At 71.9% G+C, this 15879-nt stretch carries 16 protein-coding genes; 8 read left to right on the plus strand and 8 right to left on the minus strand.

Annotated elements, in window-relative coordinates; all coding sequences use genetic code 11:
- Positions 1 to 47: 47 nt before the first annotated feature.
- Positions 48 to 3491, plus strand: a complete 3444-nt coding sequence (locus OM076_RS40180; RefSeq protein WP_270045834.1) for an amidase family protein — start codon at positions 48 to 50, stop codon at positions 3489 to 3491.
- An 18-nt stretch (positions 3492 to 3509) separates the two neighbouring features.
- On the opposite strand, the gene OM076_RS40185 is transcribed toward OM076_RS40180, so the two are convergent.
- The 5 genes from OM076_RS40185 to OM076_RS40205 form a co-directional block, all read right to left on the minus strand.
- Positions 3510 to 4154 (minus strand): response regulator, encoded by a 645-nt coding sequence (locus tag OM076_RS40185; RefSeq protein ID WP_270045835.1) that lies wholly within the window; start codon positions 4152 to 4154, stop codon positions 3510 to 3512.
- The gene (locus OM076_RS40190) at positions 4151 to 5041 is read right to left on the minus strand and encodes a sensor histidine kinase (protein WP_270045836.1); all 891 of its coding nucleotides are present in this window, start codon (positions 5039 to 5041) and stop codon (positions 4151 to 4153) included. The genes OM076_RS40185 and OM076_RS40190 overlap by 4 nt, the downstream gene beginning before the upstream one ends.
- 37 nt (positions 5042 to 5078) lie before the next feature.
- Positions 5079 to 5774 carry an ABC transporter permease gene (locus tag OM076_RS40195; RefSeq protein WP_270045837.1) on the minus strand — a complete coding sequence of 232 codons (696 nt, stop codon included), beginning with the start codon at positions 5772 to 5774 and terminating at the stop codon, positions 5079 to 5081.
- Entirely contained in the window at positions 5774 to 6709 is a 936-nt protein-coding gene (locus OM076_RS40200) for an ABC transporter ATP-binding protein (protein WP_270045838.1), read from the minus strand. The genes OM076_RS40195 and OM076_RS40200 overlap by 1 nt, the downstream gene beginning before the upstream one ends.
- A gap of 127 nt (positions 6710 to 6836) precedes the next feature.
- Complete coding sequence (locus OM076_RS40205) at positions 6837 to 8513, minus strand: cytochrome c biogenesis protein DipZ (RefSeq protein ID WP_270045839.1); 1677 nt, start codon at positions 8511 to 8513, stop codon at positions 6837 to 6839.
- An 81-nt stretch (positions 8514 to 8594) separates the two neighbouring features.
- On the opposite strand from OM076_RS40205, the gene OM076_RS40210 reads away from it, so the two are divergent.
- Genes OM076_RS40210 through OM076_RS40220 form a run of 3 tightly spaced genes read left to right on the plus strand, consistent with a single transcriptional unit; the run spans position 8595 to position 10896 of the window.
- The gene (locus OM076_RS40210) at positions 8595 to 9932 is read left to right on the plus strand and encodes a hypothetical protein (protein ID WP_270045840.1); all 1338 of its coding nucleotides are present in this window, start codon (positions 8595 to 8597) and stop codon (positions 9930 to 9932) included.
- Positions 9929 to 10357, plus strand: coding sequence for a cupin domain-containing protein (locus tag OM076_RS40215; RefSeq protein WP_270045841.1), 429 nt, complete (start codon positions 9929 to 9931; stop codon positions 10355 to 10357). The genes OM076_RS40210 and OM076_RS40215 overlap by 4 nt, the downstream gene beginning before the upstream one ends.
- Positions 10354 to 10896, plus strand: a complete 543-nt coding sequence (locus OM076_RS40220) for an HhH-GPD-type base excision DNA repair protein (RefSeq protein ID WP_270045842.1) — start codon at positions 10354 to 10356, stop codon at positions 10894 to 10896. Before OM076_RS40215 ends, OM076_RS40220 begins: the two co-directional genes overlap by 4 nt.
- On the opposite strand, the gene OM076_RS40225 is transcribed toward OM076_RS40220, so the two are convergent.
- The 3 genes from OM076_RS40225 to OM076_RS40235 are packed head-to-tail and all read right to left on the minus strand — an operon-like array spanning position 10825 to position 12931.
- The gene (locus OM076_RS40225) at positions 10825 to 11502 is read right to left on the minus strand and encodes a calcium-binding protein (protein WP_270045843.1); all 678 of its coding nucleotides are present in this window, start codon (positions 11500 to 11502) and stop codon (positions 10825 to 10827) included. The two genes, OM076_RS40220 and OM076_RS40225, sit on opposite strands and share 72 nt — an antisense overlap.
- A 10-nt stretch (positions 11503 to 11512) precedes the next feature.
- Complete coding sequence (locus OM076_RS40230; protein ID WP_270045844.1) at positions 11513 to 11929, minus strand: pyridoxamine 5'-phosphate oxidase family protein; 417 nt, start codon at positions 11927 to 11929, stop codon at positions 11513 to 11515.
- Positions 11930 to 11935: 6 nt separating this feature from the next.
- On the minus strand, positions 11936 to 12931 hold the full coding sequence (locus tag OM076_RS40235) for a transglycosylase family protein (protein WP_270045845.1): 996 nt from the start codon (positions 12929 to 12931) through the stop codon (positions 11936 to 11938).
- A 101-nt stretch (positions 12932 to 13032) separates the two neighbouring features.
- Here OM076_RS40235 and OM076_RS40240 point away from each other — a divergent pair, with 101 nt between their 5' ends.
- The 4 genes from OM076_RS40240 to OM076_RS40255 all read left to right on the plus strand — a co-directional run.
- On the plus strand, positions 13033 to 13470 hold the full coding sequence (locus OM076_RS40240) for a DUF488 domain-containing protein (RefSeq protein WP_270045846.1): 438 nt from the start codon (positions 13033 to 13035) through the stop codon (positions 13468 to 13470).
- A 161-nt stretch (positions 13471 to 13631) separates the two neighbouring features.
- Positions 13632 to 15053, plus strand: coding sequence for an ATP-binding protein (locus OM076_RS40245; RefSeq protein ID WP_270045847.1), 1422 nt, complete (start codon positions 13632 to 13634; stop codon positions 15051 to 15053).
- Positions 15054 to 15085: 32 nt separating this feature from the next.
- The gene (locus tag OM076_RS40250; RefSeq protein WP_270045848.1) at positions 15086 to 15601 is read left to right on the plus strand and encodes an RNA polymerase sigma factor; all 516 of its coding nucleotides are present in this window, start codon (positions 15086 to 15088) and stop codon (positions 15599 to 15601) included.
- On the plus strand, positions 15598 to 15879 hold a 282-nt coding region (locus OM076_RS40255), incomplete at its 3' end, for a hypothetical protein (protein ID WP_270045849.1). The genes OM076_RS40250 and OM076_RS40255, both read left to right, overlap by 4 nt.

Raw genomic sequence — 15879 nt, forward strand, 5'->3', positions numbered from 1 at the left:
CGGGTTAGCGTCGCGGTGGGTCACTGTCCACCACGGAGGGAACTGGAATGAAACTCGCGATGCTCGCACTGGCGTGCGCGCTCGTCTGTGCGGCGCCGGCACGCGCCGCCGATCTGAACCTCGAGACACTCGACGGCCCGACGGCCGTCAAGCTGATGGATGAGGGCAAGCTGACGTCGGTCGAGCTCACCCGCGCCTACATCGCGCGGATCGCCGCGCTCAACAAGAGCGGCCCCGGCCTCAATGCGGTGTCGCAGCTCAACCCGACGGCGTTGCAGGACGCCGCGCTGCTGGACAAGGAGCGCAAGGAGGGCCACGTCCGCGGCCCCGCGCACGGCCTCCCGATCCTGCTCAAGGACCTGATCGACGTGAAGGGCATGTACACGTCGGCGGGCAACTACTCGCTGCGCAACTCGTTCCCGGCGATCGACTCCGGCGTGGCCAAGAAGCTGCGCGAGAACGGCGTCGTGATCCTCGGCAAGCTCGGCCTGTCCGAGTACGCGAACTTCTTCGGCAACCAGCCGTCCGGGTTCTCCAACCTGACCGGCCAGGTGCTCAACGCGGTCGACGCCGACCAGAACCCGTCCGGGTCCTCGTCGGGCTCCGGCTCGGCCGGCGCCGCGGCGCTCTCGGCGCTGACCATCGGCACCGAGACCTCCGGCTCGATCATCTCGCCGTCGCAGGCCAACGGCCTCGTCGGTCTGCGCCCGACCGTCGGCCTCGTCCCCGGCTACGGCATCGCGCCGATCTCGGCCTCGCAGGACACCGCCGGCCCGATGGACCGCACGGTCGCCAACGCGGCGATGACGCTGCAGTCGATCGCCGGCCCCGATCCCCACAACGCGGACTACTACCGCGGGATCTGGGGCCCCGGCATCAACGACGCCGACATCATCCCGCCGGTCCCCGCGACCGTGCCGAACTACATGTCCGCGCTGGACCTGAACTTCGTTCGCGGCAAGCGGATCGGCTGGAACGGCACGAGCGCCGAGGTCAACACGGCCAAGGCCGCGCTCGCGGCCGCCGGCGCGATCCTCGTCGAGCGCCCGGTGATCTCGCCCGCCGGCATCGGCGGCTCGGTCCTCAACTACGAGGCCCACCGCGACATCGACCACTACTACGCCCACCTCGGGCCGGACGCGCCGATCAAGAGCCTCCAGCAGGAGAACGACGACAACTTCGCCAACGAGCACGAGGCGCTGAAGTTCGGCAACTCGACGCACGCGGCGGCGCTGGCGATCGACGTCAGCCCGCTGTCGGCCGCCTCGATCGCCTACCGCGAGACCCTGCTGACGGGCAAGATCCTCAGCCACCAGGGCATCGACCGGATGATGCAGAACGACACGCCGGCCGATCCTTCCGACGACTTCATCGCGATCCTCGGCTCCGTGTCCAACGGTCCGCGCGCGGGCTACCCGCAGCTGACGATCCCGATGGGGTACAGCACGACGACGCGGCGGACTTTGAACGTCTCCATCCACGCCAACGCGTACAAGGAGCGCGACCTGATCGGCGTCGCGTACGTGATCGAGCAGGCCACGAAGTTGCGCAAGCCGGCGAGCGAGGTCAACCCGAGCATGTACCGCTGCGCGCACACGGTCCCGGCGCCCGCGTTCTCCGAGCGTGGGTCCTGCAACCCGGACTACGAGTCGACGATGAAGCTGGTCGGCGGCGCCGCTCCCACCCTCCCGTTCTCGCTGGAGACGGAGTCGGTCAAGTCGCTGCAGGACCGCATGACGGCGGGGACGCTGAACGCCGAGACGCTGACCAAGGCCTACCTCGCCCGGATCGCGGCGACCAACGCCGAAGGCCCGGCGCTGCAGGCCGTGCGGGCGTTGAACACCCACGCGATCGAAGAGGCGAAGCTGCTCGACCGCGAGCGGGCGACGTCCGGCTCGCGCGGCCCGCTGCACGGCATCCCCGTGCTGCTGGACGACGTCATCGACGTGTCCGGGCTCCCGACCACCGCAGGCTCGATCGCGCTGCAGAAGTCGATGCCGAACAGTGACGCGGCGCTGGTCGCGAAGCTCAAGGCGGCGGGGGCGATCATCCTCGGCAAGACCAACGTCTCCGAGCTCAACGGCCTGCTCGACGGCAATGCGCCGGAGGGCTACTCCGCGCTCGGCGGCCAGGTGCTGCTGCCGTCGGACACCGACAAGACACCGGCCGGTTCGGCGGCGGGCTCCGCGGCCGCGACCGCCTCGGGCCTGGCAGCGCTGACCGTCGGCCTGGAGACCTCGACCGATTCCGCGCAGATCATCGCCCCGGCGGGTGTCGCGGGTGTCGTCGCGCTGAAGCCGACGGTCGGCCTCGTTTCGAGTGACGGCGTGCTTCCGGTCGCCAAGTCCCAGGATGCGGCCGGGCCGATCACGCGCACGGTGGCCGACGCCGCGACGGGCCTCTCGGCGCTCACCGGCACGGCCTACACCGTCGCGCCGGGCGGGCTGACCGGCAAGCGCGTGGCCGTCGTCGGGGCGCCGCCGGCGTCCGTGCTCACCGCGATCACGGGTCTCGGGGCGACCACCGTCACCAAGACGGCCGGCACGACGACCGCCGCGAGCATCATCAACCGCTCGTTCGAGAAGGACCTCAACGCCTACCTCGGCGGGACCTCCGGCGGGGCGGGCTCGCTTCAGGGCATCGTCAACTACAACACCGCCAACCCGGTCGAGGGCCTGAAGTACCAGCAGGGCCAGCTCGTCGGGGCGCTCAGCCCGGACCTCTCGGCGCTGGCGGCCGACACCGCCGCGGGCAAGTCCCAGAGCGCGGGCGTGCTGGACACGCTGCTCAGCGACACCGACGTGATCCTCGTTCCCTCCGGCAGCACGCTGGTCAACATCGCCGACCGGGCGGGCTACCCGGTCCTGACCGTCCCGGCCGCCTACGGTACGGGCGGCTCCGGCCGCAACCCGATCGGCGTGTCGTTCATCGGCAAGGCGAACGGCGAAGCCGCTCTGTTGAACAGCGGCTACGCGTTCGAGCAGGCCACGAACGTGCGCAAGGCGCCGAGCGATACGAACCCGAGCATGTTCCGCTGTGTCCCGGGCTCGTTCTTCTTCTCACCGCATCACTGCCACCCGGGCGACCTGCTGAGCCCGACCGCGAACGGCCCGGTCGAGACGCCTGTCGCGGGGGACGTCGGCGGGTCCGTCCCGGCGACGCTCTCGCTGGTCCTGGGCACGCCGGCCGCGACGTTCGGCGCGTTCACGCCGGGCGTCACGAAGGACTACACCGCGAACACCACCGCCACCGTCATCTCGACGGCCGGTGACGCGGCGCTGTCGGTCTCCGATCCCGGCCACCTCATGAACGGCACGTTCTCGCTGCCGTCGCCGCTGGCCGTGTCGTTCTCGAAGGCCGCCTGGACCGGTCCCGTCTCCAACGAACTGGTGACGGTCACGTTCAAGCAGCACATCGACTCGACCGACGCGTTGCGCACGGGCGCCTACTCCAAGACGCTCACGTTCACGCTGTCGACCACCACGCCGTAGACGGACCTGGTCGGGCGGCTACTTCGGCCGCCCGACCACGCCGTTCTCGTAGGCGTAGATCACGGCCTGCACGCGGTCTCTGAGGCCGAGCTTGCCGAGCAGGTTGGACACGTGGCGCTTGGCCGTGGGCTCCGCCACGACGAGCGCCGCGGCGATCTCCGCGTTGGAGAGCCCGCCGGCGATCAGCTGCAGCACCTCGCGCTCGCGGTCGGTGAGCGCGGCGACGCCGCCGTCGGCGGGGGTCGAGGCGGGGAGCCGGTGCGCGACACGATCGAGCAGCTGGCGGGTGACCTGCGGGGAGAGCACCGCGTCGCCGCCCGCCACGGCCTTGACCGCGGCGACGAGCTCCTGGCGCGGCACGTCCTTGGTCAGGAAGCCGCTCGCGCCCGCGCGCAGCGCCTCGACGATGTACTCGTCCAGGCCGAAGGTCGTGAGCACGAGGATCTTCTCGCGCGGCAGCCGGCGCGTGGCCTCCAGCCCGTCCATCCCCGGCATCCGGATGTCCATCAGGATCACGTCAGGCCGGTGCTGCTCGGCCATGGCGATCGCCTCGGCGCCGTTGTCGGCCTCGGCGACGACCTCGATCATCCCGGTCGCTTCGAGCACGGTCTTGAACCCGGTCCGCATCAGCGGCTGGTCGTCGGCGATCAGGACGCGGATCATGCGGTGTAGGGAAGCTCCGCTCGCACTTCGTAGCCGTGCCCGGCGCGCGGGCCGACCTGCAGCGTGCCATTGAACGCGGCGACCCGCTCGCGCATGCCGACGAGGCCGTGGCCGCCGCCGTTGGTATCGGATGGCTCGCCACCCTCGTCGGTGACGCGCAGCTCGAGCGCGTCGTCGCCGTAGTGGACGGTCACCGCGGCGGCCGCCCCGCCCGCGTGGCGGATGACGTTGGTCACCGCCTCCTGCACGATCCGGTAGGCACTGGCGTCCAGGCCGCCGGGAAGCGGGCGCGGGGCGCCCTCGACCGTGAAGGTGATCGGCACCCCGGCGCCGCGCGCGTCCTCGATCACGCCGCCGAGATCGTTCAACCCCGGCTGCGGCGCGAGGTCCGCGTCGTCGCGCAGGACCTTCAGCGTGCGGTGCATCTCGCCCATCGTCCGCCGCCCCAGCGCGGCGATGGCGTCCGCCCGCTCGTCGCCGGTGACCGCCGCGAGCGCCTCCGCCTGCACCACCATCAGCGACACGTCATGGCCGACCGCGTCGTGCAGTTCGCGCGCGATCCGCAGCCGCTCTTCGGCCGCGGCCGCCTCGAACAGCAGCTCCCGCTCACGCGCCGCCGCCGCGCGCTGCAGCACCCGGTAGCGGGCGACCGCGATGACGGCGGCGGAGAAGACGACCGTCGAGATCGGCTCGACCGGGTGATCCATCTTCACCAGCTGCACGAGCAGGATCGCCGCCGCCGCGGCAACCCCGTGCCGGAGGTCGCGCTCGGCCAGCACGTAGAGCGGCACGAGTGCCGCGAACACCCACGGGATCGCCGCCGGCACGGCGATCCCCACCGCGAGAACCGCGACGAGGATCGGGATGGGATGCCGGCGAAGCAACATAAACGCGACCTAAGGGGCCAGACCCCTTAGGTGGGGTTTAGATTTCCTGGGTGCGGGTCTTCCAGAGGCCGCTGCCGAGTCCGGCGAGGGCCCAGGCGAGGATGATCCCGATCGCGCCCGCCAGAGGCAACGAGGCGAGGATGCCCTCGGCACCGTCGAGGCGGGAGATCGCGACCGCGGGGATCGCCCAGCGGGCGTCGCCGAGCACGTCCAGCTGGGCGAGCAGCGGGGCGATGCCGAGCTGGAAGGCCAGCGCGATGCCCATCACGGGTCCGCTCTTGCCGGTCAGCGCGGCCAGGCCGACGCACACCGCGGCGGTCAGCGCGCCGGACGTGAGCACCTGGGCGCCGCCGCGCAGGAACGAGCCGAGCGAGGGCGAGGACAGCAGCGCGGAGGCGACGACGGCGATCGCGAGCATGCCGAGCGTGATGATCCACGCCGCCGGCACGCGCGAGAAGAACAGGGCGGTGCGGGAGCGACCGGTGGCGACGAGGTCGCGGAAGACGCCGGACTCGATGTCGGCGCCGCCGGCCGTGGCGCCGATGATCGCGCCCGCCACCGAGGCGATCAGCGTGAGCACGCCGGTGGCGGTGTCGAAGTCGCCGCCGTCGTCGAGGAAGAACCCGGCGCCGAAGTAGGCGGCGACGGCGCCGAAGACGAAGAACGCGACCACGGCCATCATGCCGGTGCGGCGTCGCAGCTTGAGGAGATCGGCACGGATCAGGCGGGTCATCAGGCGTGCTCCAGTCGGGTCGTCATGCTCAGGAACTCGTCTTCCAGCGAGCGCGTGACGGGGGCCACGCGCTCGACCTGGATGTCCTCGGCCAGCAGGCGGCGCAGGAGGACGGTGACGACGTCCAGGTCGCGCGGGGCGTCGGGCGCCAGCGTCGCGCGGATGCCGCCGTTGTATTCGATCGCCCGCGTCACGGCGGGCACGCCGGCCAGCACGCCGGCGGCCTTCACAGTGGGTGACGCGACGATGTCGATCGTCCGCTCGCCGCCCGCGGTCAGCGCCTCGATCGTGCCCTGGACGACGACGCGCCCGTTGTCGACGATCGCGGCCAGGTCGCAGGTCTTCTCGACCTCGTCGAGCAGGTGCGAGGAGAGCAGCACCGTGCGCCCCTCGTCGACCAGCGAGCGCACGAGCCCGCGGAACTCGAGGATGCCCGCCGGGTCCAGGCCGTTGACCGGCTCGTCGAGGATCAGCAGCTCGGGGTCGCAGAGCAGGCAGCGCGCGACGCCGAGACGCTGGCGCATGCCGAGCGAGTAGGTCTTGACCTTGTCATCGGCGCGGTTGCCTAGGCCCACGCGCTTCAGCGCGGCGTCGACGCGTCCGTGAGCGCTTGCGTCGCGCGCCGCGGCGTGGACGTGGAGGTTCTCGCGGCCGGTCAGGTGCGGATGGAAGCGCGGCTCCTCCACGATCGCCCCGACGCGCGCCAGCGCCTCCGCGCGGCCAGAAGGCAGGTCGTGGCCGAGCAGCCGCATCGTCCCCGTCGTCGGCTGCGCCAGCCCCAGCAGCAGCCGTACCAGCGTCGTCTTGCCGGCGCCGTTGCGCCCGAGGAATCCGAACGCGCACCCGCGCGGGACCTCCAGGTCGATGGACTCCAGCGCCGCGCGCTCACCGAAGCGCTTGCCGAGTCCGTGGGTTTCGATGGCGAGGGAAGGCATGGGCACCATGCTGCGCCGCCGCGGCCGATCCGTCGTCGGCCGCGCGACCCATCTGCACCCGCCGGCTACACCGTTCGGACCATAAAGCGCACCTAAGGGGCCAGACCCCTTAGGTGGGGTTTAAGTTTCAGCCGAACGTGAAGGCGAACGCCGCGACGCCCGGCGCGAACTTCAGCTGCAGGTCGTGGGCGGCGGACTTCGGGCGCGAGAGCAGGTGGTAGAGCTTCTGCGTCGTCACGTGGACGGTCTGCTCGTGCTTGCCGTCGACGGTCACGTCGACGTCGCCCGGACCGGACAAGACGAGGTAGACGTCCTTGCCGGTGACGTTGCCGCGCAGGGTCGCGCCCGGCCCGGCGGTGGCCGACTCCTCGGTGACCTTCCAGGTGCCGCCGAGCGTGAAGTTGCTCTCCGGCAGGTCGCCGTCGAACGGCGTGTAGGTGCTGGTGCCGGACTTCTGGACGGCGGGGAGGAAGCGCTCCGCCCGCGCCGAGCCGATGTAGGTCTCGGGCGTCGCCTCGGCGGTCGGGTCGTAGGTCTTGTCGGGCTTGGCGTCGGCGCCCAGGCCCTTCGCGCCCGCCTCGACCAGCAGCGCGCGGATCGCCGCCTCGGTCTTTTCCGTGTCGCCCTCGCCGAAGTTCGCGTAGCGGACGTGGCCGTTCGCGTCGATCAGGTACTCGGCGGGCCAGTACTGGTTGCTCCACGCGTTCCAGGTCGCGAGGTCGTTGTCCTGTGCGACCGGATACTTGATGCCGTTCTGCTCGATCGCGCGCTGGACGTTGGACGCCTTCTTCTCGAAGCTGAACTCCGGCGAGTGCACGCCGACGATCGTGAGGCCCCGGTCGCGGTACGTCTTGTCCCAGGCGACGAGGTGCGGGAACGTGCGGATGCAGTTGATGCAGGTGTAAGTCCAGAAGTCGATCAGCACGACGCGGCCCTTGAGCGAGGCGAGCGTGAGCGGCTTGGAGTTGAACCAGCGCTGGTTGCCGACGAAGTCGGGCGCGGGCCCGTAGTCCTGCAGGTCGGCCTTGGCCCCGGCCGTCGTCGCCGTCGTCGTCTTCGCGGCGTTGGCGAACTTCGAGTCGGGCCGGAGCTGCGCGAGCTTCTCGGACACCGAGTGCGACGTCTCCAGCGCGTTCGTGGGGTTCACGACCGCGGCGGGAAGATGGTTCGCGATCGCCGTCTGGAAGCGCACGTCGAGCTGGAACGCCATCGCCACCGCGGTCAGGACCATCACGGCTCCCAGAGCGCGGCTCAACGCCGGCCCGCGCAGGCGCACGGTGAGGCGCCGGCCGGCGAGGGCGAGGACCAGCAGGACGATGCTCGAGCCGAGCGCGAACGCGAGTCCGACCGCCACCGTGCGCCCAGAAGCGGCGCTCACCGAGACGACGGCGGCGAGGATCGGCCCCGCGCACGGCGCGTAGACGAAGCCCAGCGCCGCACCCACGAGGATCCCCGACCAGAATCCGCGCCCGCCGCTCTTCGGCCCGTACTTGGCGAGCCGGCTCAGCGGCGCCTCGATCCGGTCGCCCAGCCACGGGATCGCGACCGAGAGCCCGAAGACCGCGAGCGCCACGATCGCGATGTCGCGCGTGACGGAATCACCGAGCCCGACGCCGTCGACGACCTTCGCCAACCCGACGATCGTGACCGTGAACGTGACGGCGAGGCCGAGCACGATGCCGAGGGGGCGCCGTCGCCCGCCGGTCGCTCCCGCGCTCAGCAAGGCGGGCAGGACGGGGAGCACGCAAGGGCTCAGGGCGGTGCCGGCGCCGGCGATCAGCGCGAAGAGGACAAGGAGGACCAAGGTGTCCGGTTTAACGCACGCGCGGCGAAAAAGGATGAACGGGCGCTTAACTGGCCGCTGCTAGCCGGTTAGTCTCCGCGCGTGAAGACGCCTCTCATCCTCGCGGCCGCGCTCCTGCTCGCCGCAGCCCCCGGCGCTCAGGCCGCCGGCTGGAAGCAGGTCACCGCGCCCGGCGGGTCCAACATCGACCAGGTCAGCCCCGTGCGCACCGCCGACGGCGTCCTGCACGTCGCCTGGAAGAAGGACGGCGACATCTTCCACACCACGATCGGGCCGGACGGCAAGCTGCGCGCGACCTCGCCGATCGTGACGGGGTGGGCGAGCACGAGCGACCCGGCGCTGACCGTCGTCCCCGGCGGCCTGCGGGCGATCTGGGGCGGCATCCGCTCGACCGAGGCGACCGAGACCAACCAGGATCAGAACACCGCGTTCTCCTCCGACGGCGGCGCCACCTGGGCGCTGCAGCCCGGATCGACCGTCCCGATCGGCGCGCAGGCCTACGCGTCCGACACGGCGGCGAGCACGGCGCCCGACGGCACCACCTACGCGACCTGGTTCGGGACGGCCGGCACGTGGGTGCACGCGGGGCTGGACCCGGCGGTGCCGAACTTCAACTACCAGGCGGCGGGCTACGGCAACGACTCCAACCTGGCCTCGGACGCGAGCGGCACGACGATGCTCGCCTGGTTCTCCGACAACCCGCCGGGCATCTTCGTCCAGCCGGTCGGCGCGGGCGGCGCGCCCGGTGGCGGGGCGCTGCAGATGCCGGGGACGAACGTCATGGTCGGCGGCCCGGAGCTCTCGCGCACGCCGATCGTCGCGCGGCCAAAGAGCGGCGGCTTCTACGTCGCGCGCGGCGTGGGGTATCCGACCTCGGACCAGGTCCGCGTGTGGAAGGTCGGGACGGGGTCGACGATCCTGCTCGACAAGACCCGCAACAGCGCCGAGACGGCGATCTCGGCCGACGCCAAGGGGCGCCTGTGGGTCGCGTGGTCCGACAGCGAGTTCGGTGACCAGCACGTGCTCGTCGCGCGCTCGAATCTCTCGGCCACGCAGTTCGGCGCGGCGGTCGACGCCGGCGCGGTGAAGGACGCGCACTCGCTCTACACGCTGGACATCAGCGGCACGTCGTCGGCCGCGGACGTCTTCGGGGTCTTCGGCACCCAGGACGACTCGTCCGCGTCGACGTTCGTGACCCGCGTGCTCCCAGGGCTTTCACTCGCCGCGAAGCGCGCCAAGGACAAGGTCACGTTCACCGTCACCGACGCGGGCGACCCGGTCAAGGGCGCGACCCTCAAGGCGGGCGGGAAGTCGGGCAAGACCGACGCCAAGGGCCGCGTCGTGCTGACGCTCAAGAGCAAGTCGGCCTCGCGGGCGACCGCGAGCGGCTACGAACCTGCATCCTTGAAGGCGAAATGACCTACTCCGTCCTGCCCGCCGGCGAGGCGTTCTGGCGCCCGTCCAACCAGATGGGCGTGCTCAACACGGATCTCGCCAAGCAACACGGCGCGCCCGGTATGGGCGCGCGCTTCTGGCGCCTGCGACCCGGGCAGGCGTCGACCAAGCACCGGCACGTCGTGACCGACGAGCTCTACGTCCTGCTCGACGGCGTCGGGCGGATGCGGGTCGACGACGTGCTGCTCGAACTGCCGCGGCTCTCCTCGGTCTACGTCTCGGCGGAGAGCGTGCGGCAGGTGTTCAATGACACCGACGAGGACGCGCTCTGGCTCGTGTTCGGCGCGCCGCCGGAGGCCGCCAACACGCTGGAGATGTCCGAGGAGACCATCGCGCTGATGTATCCCGACGGGCTGAAGGCGCTGCCACCGGAGCTCCAGCAACCATGACCGACCGCCTGCACTTCACGGGAAACGCCGAGGCCGACGCGCTGCTCGTCCAGGATCCCTTCGCCCTGCTGGTCGGCTTCGCGCTCGACCAGCAGGTGCCGGTGCAGAAGGCGTTCATGGGCCCGTTCGTGCTGCGCGAGCGGCTGGGGACGCTCGACGTCGCCGCGGTCGCGGGCGCCGACCTCGACCCGATCTTCCGCGAGCGGCCGGCGATCCACCGCTTCCCGGGCGCGATGGCGACCCGCGTGCACGAGCTCGCCGAGCACGTCATCGAGCACTACGACGGCCACGCCGCGCGGGTCTGGACCGACGCGACGACCACCGACGAGCTGCGCGCGAACCTGGCCGGGCTGCCGGGGTACGGCGACATGAAGATCAAGGCGCTCGGCTCGGTGCTCGCCAAGCGCTTCGGGGTCGCGCTGGCCGAGCCGCTGATCCCCTGGCACCCGACGCTCGGCGACGTCGACTCAGCTGCCGCGCTGAAGGGCTACCAGGCCGCCAAGAAGGTTCATAAGGCGGAGTGGCTCGCGAAACAGTAGGCCCTCACCGGGCTTCTTGCAGTCGCCGTTGGGCTTTGAGCCGTACGCGCAGAAGTGCCGGATGATCTCGCAGTTGCGGACCTTGTAGGCGCTGCTCTGCCAGCGCGTCTGGGCGAAGTCCTTATCGCCCGGCCCGCAGTCGATCGTGCCGTGGCCGTAGTACGCGATGATCCGGTCGTTGCCGGCGCCGCCGTAGAGCAGGTTCTTGCCGTGGCTGGGATACAGGAAGTCGTTGCCGGGGCCGCCGCGCAGGACGTCGGACTGCTTGGTGGTGTTGTTCTTGGGGTCCCAGTCGCCCCACAGCACGTCCTTGCCGCCGGCGCCGTTGAGCTTCTCATTGCCGTGATGGCCGTTGAGCTCGTCGTTGTCCTCGGTGCCGGTGCGCGTGTGGTTGCCGCTGTCGAGCACCTGCCAGAGGATCCCGGTGATCTTCGGCCAGCCCTTGTGGGAGACCTTGCCGGTGCCGGCCCCGCCGGGCGTTTGGCGGCCGTTGCCCTCACCGCATTGCTCGCCCTGCTTGCGGGGTTCGCAGCGGTCCTCCTGCGCGAGCGCGATCGTCGGGGTGAGCAGGACGACGACGGTGGCGAGCAGGACGGTGAGGCGCATACGCGCGAGCCTAACCGGCTGAGCGCCAGCTGAGAACCCTCTCCGGTCGGAGTTTCAACAGCGGTCCGTTCGGGGGGCGCTCGAGGTAGACCGGGTAGCGGCGCTGGAGGGCCTCGAGCGCGGGCGCATCGATCGGCGCGATCGTGACGTCGCCGAGCAGCTGCACCCAGGCGAGGTGGGTCCAGTCGTCGTCGTAGCGATCGACGGTGAGCGCGACGCGGGGGTGGCGCCGCAGTCGTCGGAGACGGACGGGGAGCTCGCCGGGACGGCGCTTGGGCTTGTCGTCGACCGCGCTCACGATCAGGTCCTCGACGCGCGCGAACGTGATCGGCTGGACGCGCGGGTGGCCGGCATCGTCGAGGAGACCGAGGTGAGCGACCTTCATCTCTTCGAGCAGAACGGCAGCCCAGTCGGGGAGGTCGTGCATCGTGCGCTATCCGTCGACGAGCGACGCGCAGACCCAGTTCCCGCGCCCCGCTCCGCCGTTCCAGAGCCGGGCGGCGAGACGGTCCTGCTCGGCCTTGGAGGCCTGGTAGGCCTGCGGGGTCGAGCCGCCGAGGCCCTTCCAGGTGGCGACCATGAACTGGTAGTAGCCGGAGGCGCCCGCGTAGTTCGGCGGGAGGTTCTGGCCGCCCGATTCGCACTGCACGATCGGCCACGGGATCGCCCACGGTCCACCGGGGCCGGCGATCGAGGCCGCGCGGGCGCGGACGGCGAGGAGCCGCTTGAGCTCCTTCTCGGCACGCTTGCGGCCATTGCGCGCACGGCTCAGGGCCGCGACGCGGGCGGCGTGCGCCCGGGCGACGAGCGCCTGACGGTCGCGCAGGCCCTGCGTGATCGAGGCGAGCGCGTCGCGGCGGGTGCGGGCGGCGTCGGCCTCGCGGTCGCGGCGCTTGGTCAGGTTGAAGAGCACGGTGCGCTCGTGGTCGGCGTCACTGCGGGCGGCGCGGACGAGGTCGAGCAGCTGCGTGTCGGCGCGCTCCACCCGCCGGACGAACTGCAGCGTCTCGAGCAGCTGCGGGAAGCCGTCGGCGTGCAGCACGACCGTGACGTAATCGGGTGACCCGCCCATGTAGCGCTCACGCAGCAGGCCGCTGAGCTTGGAACGGACCTCGGCGAGCCGCTTGCGCAGGCGGGTGACGCGGGCGCGCGCCTCGTCGAGCTTGACCTGTGTCGAGGCGAGGCGGGCGTTCGCGGCGTCGAGCTCGCTCTGGGCCTCGCCCAGCCGGCCTTCGAGCACCTGTACCTCGCGCCCGATCTTGCGCTCGAGCTGCCCGAGCTGCGCGGCGGCACCGGCCAGCGTGCGCTCCTGCTGCTTGCTCGAGCCGATCTTGTCGCGCAACGACCCCTCGCTCTGCCCACCCGCGGGTGCGGCCGCGACGAGGGCGGACAGCGAGACGACGATGAGCAGCAGGGCAGCGCGGGGCATGGCGAAGGTGCCGCGTCCGGCGGCATTGGCTCACGCTAGCCGCGCGGACCGCCGCCGCGGGGCGCTGCAAGCACTCGTGCGTCTCGTACGCTCCTGATCCTGTGCCCACGATCTGGACCATCGGCTACGAGAAGCTGCTCCCGCCTGAGCTGGTGGCCGAGCTGGGAACGGCGGGCGTGGAGCGGGTGATCGACGTGCGCTTCCGGCCGCAGTCGCGCCGGCCCGGAATGTCGAAGACCAGGCTCGGCCAGCTGCTCGGCGATCACGGCATCGCCTATGAGAGCCGGCGGGAGCTCGGCACGCCCGCCGACATCCGGTTCCTGTTTCACGCGGGCAAGCTCGACGAAGCCGCTGCGGCATTCCGCGCGCATGTCGAGGCGCATGCGCTGGAGGATCTCGAGCGCCTCGGCGCCGAGCTCGATCACGGGCCGCGGACCGCGCTGCTGTGCCTGGAGGCCGATCCGGCGACGTGCCACCGCCGCGTGCTCACCGACGCATTGCAGGTGCGGCATCCAGACCTCCGCGTGGTCGATCTCTAGACCCAAGAGCAGTTCGTGGACCTTGACCGCAGAATGCGTCTTCGCGAATCTCTTCTCCGGCGTGTGCCCCCGTATCTGAGTCGGGGGCACACGATCCGCTTTCGGCCGAAGCACTAGCTTCTACGCCGATGCCGTCCAGCAGCTCGAGGCCATCCGGCGGTTTGACGCCCGCCACACTGCGCGGGCTCCTCGACGCCACCCCGGCGGCGGTGGGCTGCTTCGACGCCGCGCTGCGCGTCGTGTACGCCAATACGGCGTTCACGATGGCCACCGGTGCGCAGACCGGTCGCTCGCTCGAGGGCGGGCCGCTGGCCGACGAGGTGCGGGCGATGCTCGAAGGCGGTCGGGCGCCGCGACGGGTGCGGATCGGCACGGAGCGGCGACTGCCGATCTCCGGCACGCTCTTCGCGCTCGACGACGCGCTGGTCGGCATGGTGCTCGACGCCGGCGCCTACGAGGCGCTCGCCCAGCTCGCCGAGGAGCAGTCGGCGCTGCGGCGCGTGGCGACGCTCGTCGCCTCCTCGCCCGAGCCCGACGCGGTGTTCCAGGCCGTCGCCGAGGAAGCCGGGCGGCTGCTGCACGTGCGGTCGGCGGCGACGGTGCGCTACGAGCGCGGCCAGGCCTGGACCGTCGGGCGCTGGGCGGACGAGCACGACCCCGGCGGGTTCGTCGTCGGCACGGCGGTCCCGCTCGCCGACAGCGACGGGATCACGGCGCTGGTCGCGCGCACCGGGAAGCCCGCGCGGATCGAGGACTACGCCGACGTCCGCGGGCGCGCCGCCGAGCTGATGCGCGCCAACGGGTTCCGGTCCGCCGTCGCGGCGCCGATCGTCGCGGGCGGGCGGATCTGGGGCCTCATCCTCGTGGCGTCGGTGGACGTCCTCGACCATGACGCCGAGAGCCGCCTGGCGGGCTTCGCCGAGCTGGTCGCGCTCGCGCTGGAGAGCGCCGAGGCGCGCGCCGAGGTCAACGCCAGCCGCGTGCGCATCCTCGAGGCGGGTGTGACCGAGCGGCGGCGGCTGGAGCGCAACCTGCACGACGGCGCGCAGCAGCGGCTCGTCTCGCTCGCCGTGCAGCTGCGGGTGCTCGAGAAGCGTTTGGGCGAGCCCGACGAGGCGCTGGCGCTCCTGCGTGGCGCCGCGCTCGAGCTCGAGCACGCCCTGGCCGAGCTGCGCGAGCTGGCCCGCGGGCTGCATCCGGCGGTACTCGCGGACCGTGGCCTCGCTCCCGCCCTGGAGACGCTCGCGGCCCGTTCACCGCTGCCGCTGCACGTGGAGGGCGTGCCCGAGGTGCGCCTGGCCGAGCCGCTTGAAGCCGCGGTGTACTTCGTCGTCGCGGAGAGCCTGACCAACGCGGTCAAGCACGCCGAGGCGTCGCAGCTGCGCGTGCAGATGAAGACCGACGCCGGCGAGCTGCGGGTGGAGATCGCCGACGACGGACGCGGCGGCGCCGATCCTTCCACGGGCAACGGCACCGGCCTGCGCGGGCTGGCCGACCGCGTCGAGGCGCTTGGCGGGCGGCTCGCGGTCGAGTCGCCACCCGGCGGCGGTACGACCGTGCGCGTCGTGCTCCCACTGGAGTAATGGATCGCGCGGTGCCGGACACGAGCCGTTGCGTGCACCACGAATTCGACGCGCTGTACACAGCGCACCGCGACGATATCTGGCGTTACCTGCGCCGGCGCGCCGCGTCGGAGCCCGAGGACCTGACCACCGAGGTCTTCCTCGTCGCCTGGCGACGCCGCGGTGAGCTCCCCGACGCCCCGCTCCCGTGGCTCTACGGCGTGGCCCGCAAGGTGCTCGCCAACCACCGCCGGGGCGTGGTGCGCCGCGACGCGCTGGCGGAGCGGGCGGAGGCGCACGCCGAACCGTTCGCTCCCGATCCGGCCGACGCCGCGGGTGCGCGCGCCGACCTCGTCCGCGCGCTCGCCGGCTTGAGCGAGAGCGACCGCGAGCTCGTCCTGCTCGTCGCCTGGGAAGGCCTCTCGCTCGCGGAGGTGGGTGAGGCGCTCGGCTGCACCCGCGGCACCGCCGCGGTCCGCCTGCACCGCGCGCGCAAGCGCCTCCAGCACGCCCTTGAAGCCGACGACGCGCCCGCCCTCGCGTCGATGACCACCGTGGAGGAACGATGACCCGCGACCCGATCCAGACCCTGACCGCCGCGGATCCGTTCCGCGACTCCGTGCCGACCGCCGCCGAATCGTCGCGGATGGACGCCGAGCTGCACCGCCTGCTCGCGCTGGCCACCGCCGAGGAGCGCACGGCTCCACCGCACGACGCGGCGCCGCGGGACGTCGTCGCCGCGCAGGACGTCGTCGGCCCGCGCGGAGACACGCGCAGGCGTCGCGCGGCCGGTCCGCCCGCGCGTCGCCGCGCCGCGACTCCCGGCGCCGCCGGGTTCGGCGCTCCC

It is taken from the genome of Solirubrobacter ginsenosidimutans (assembly GCF_027587205.1).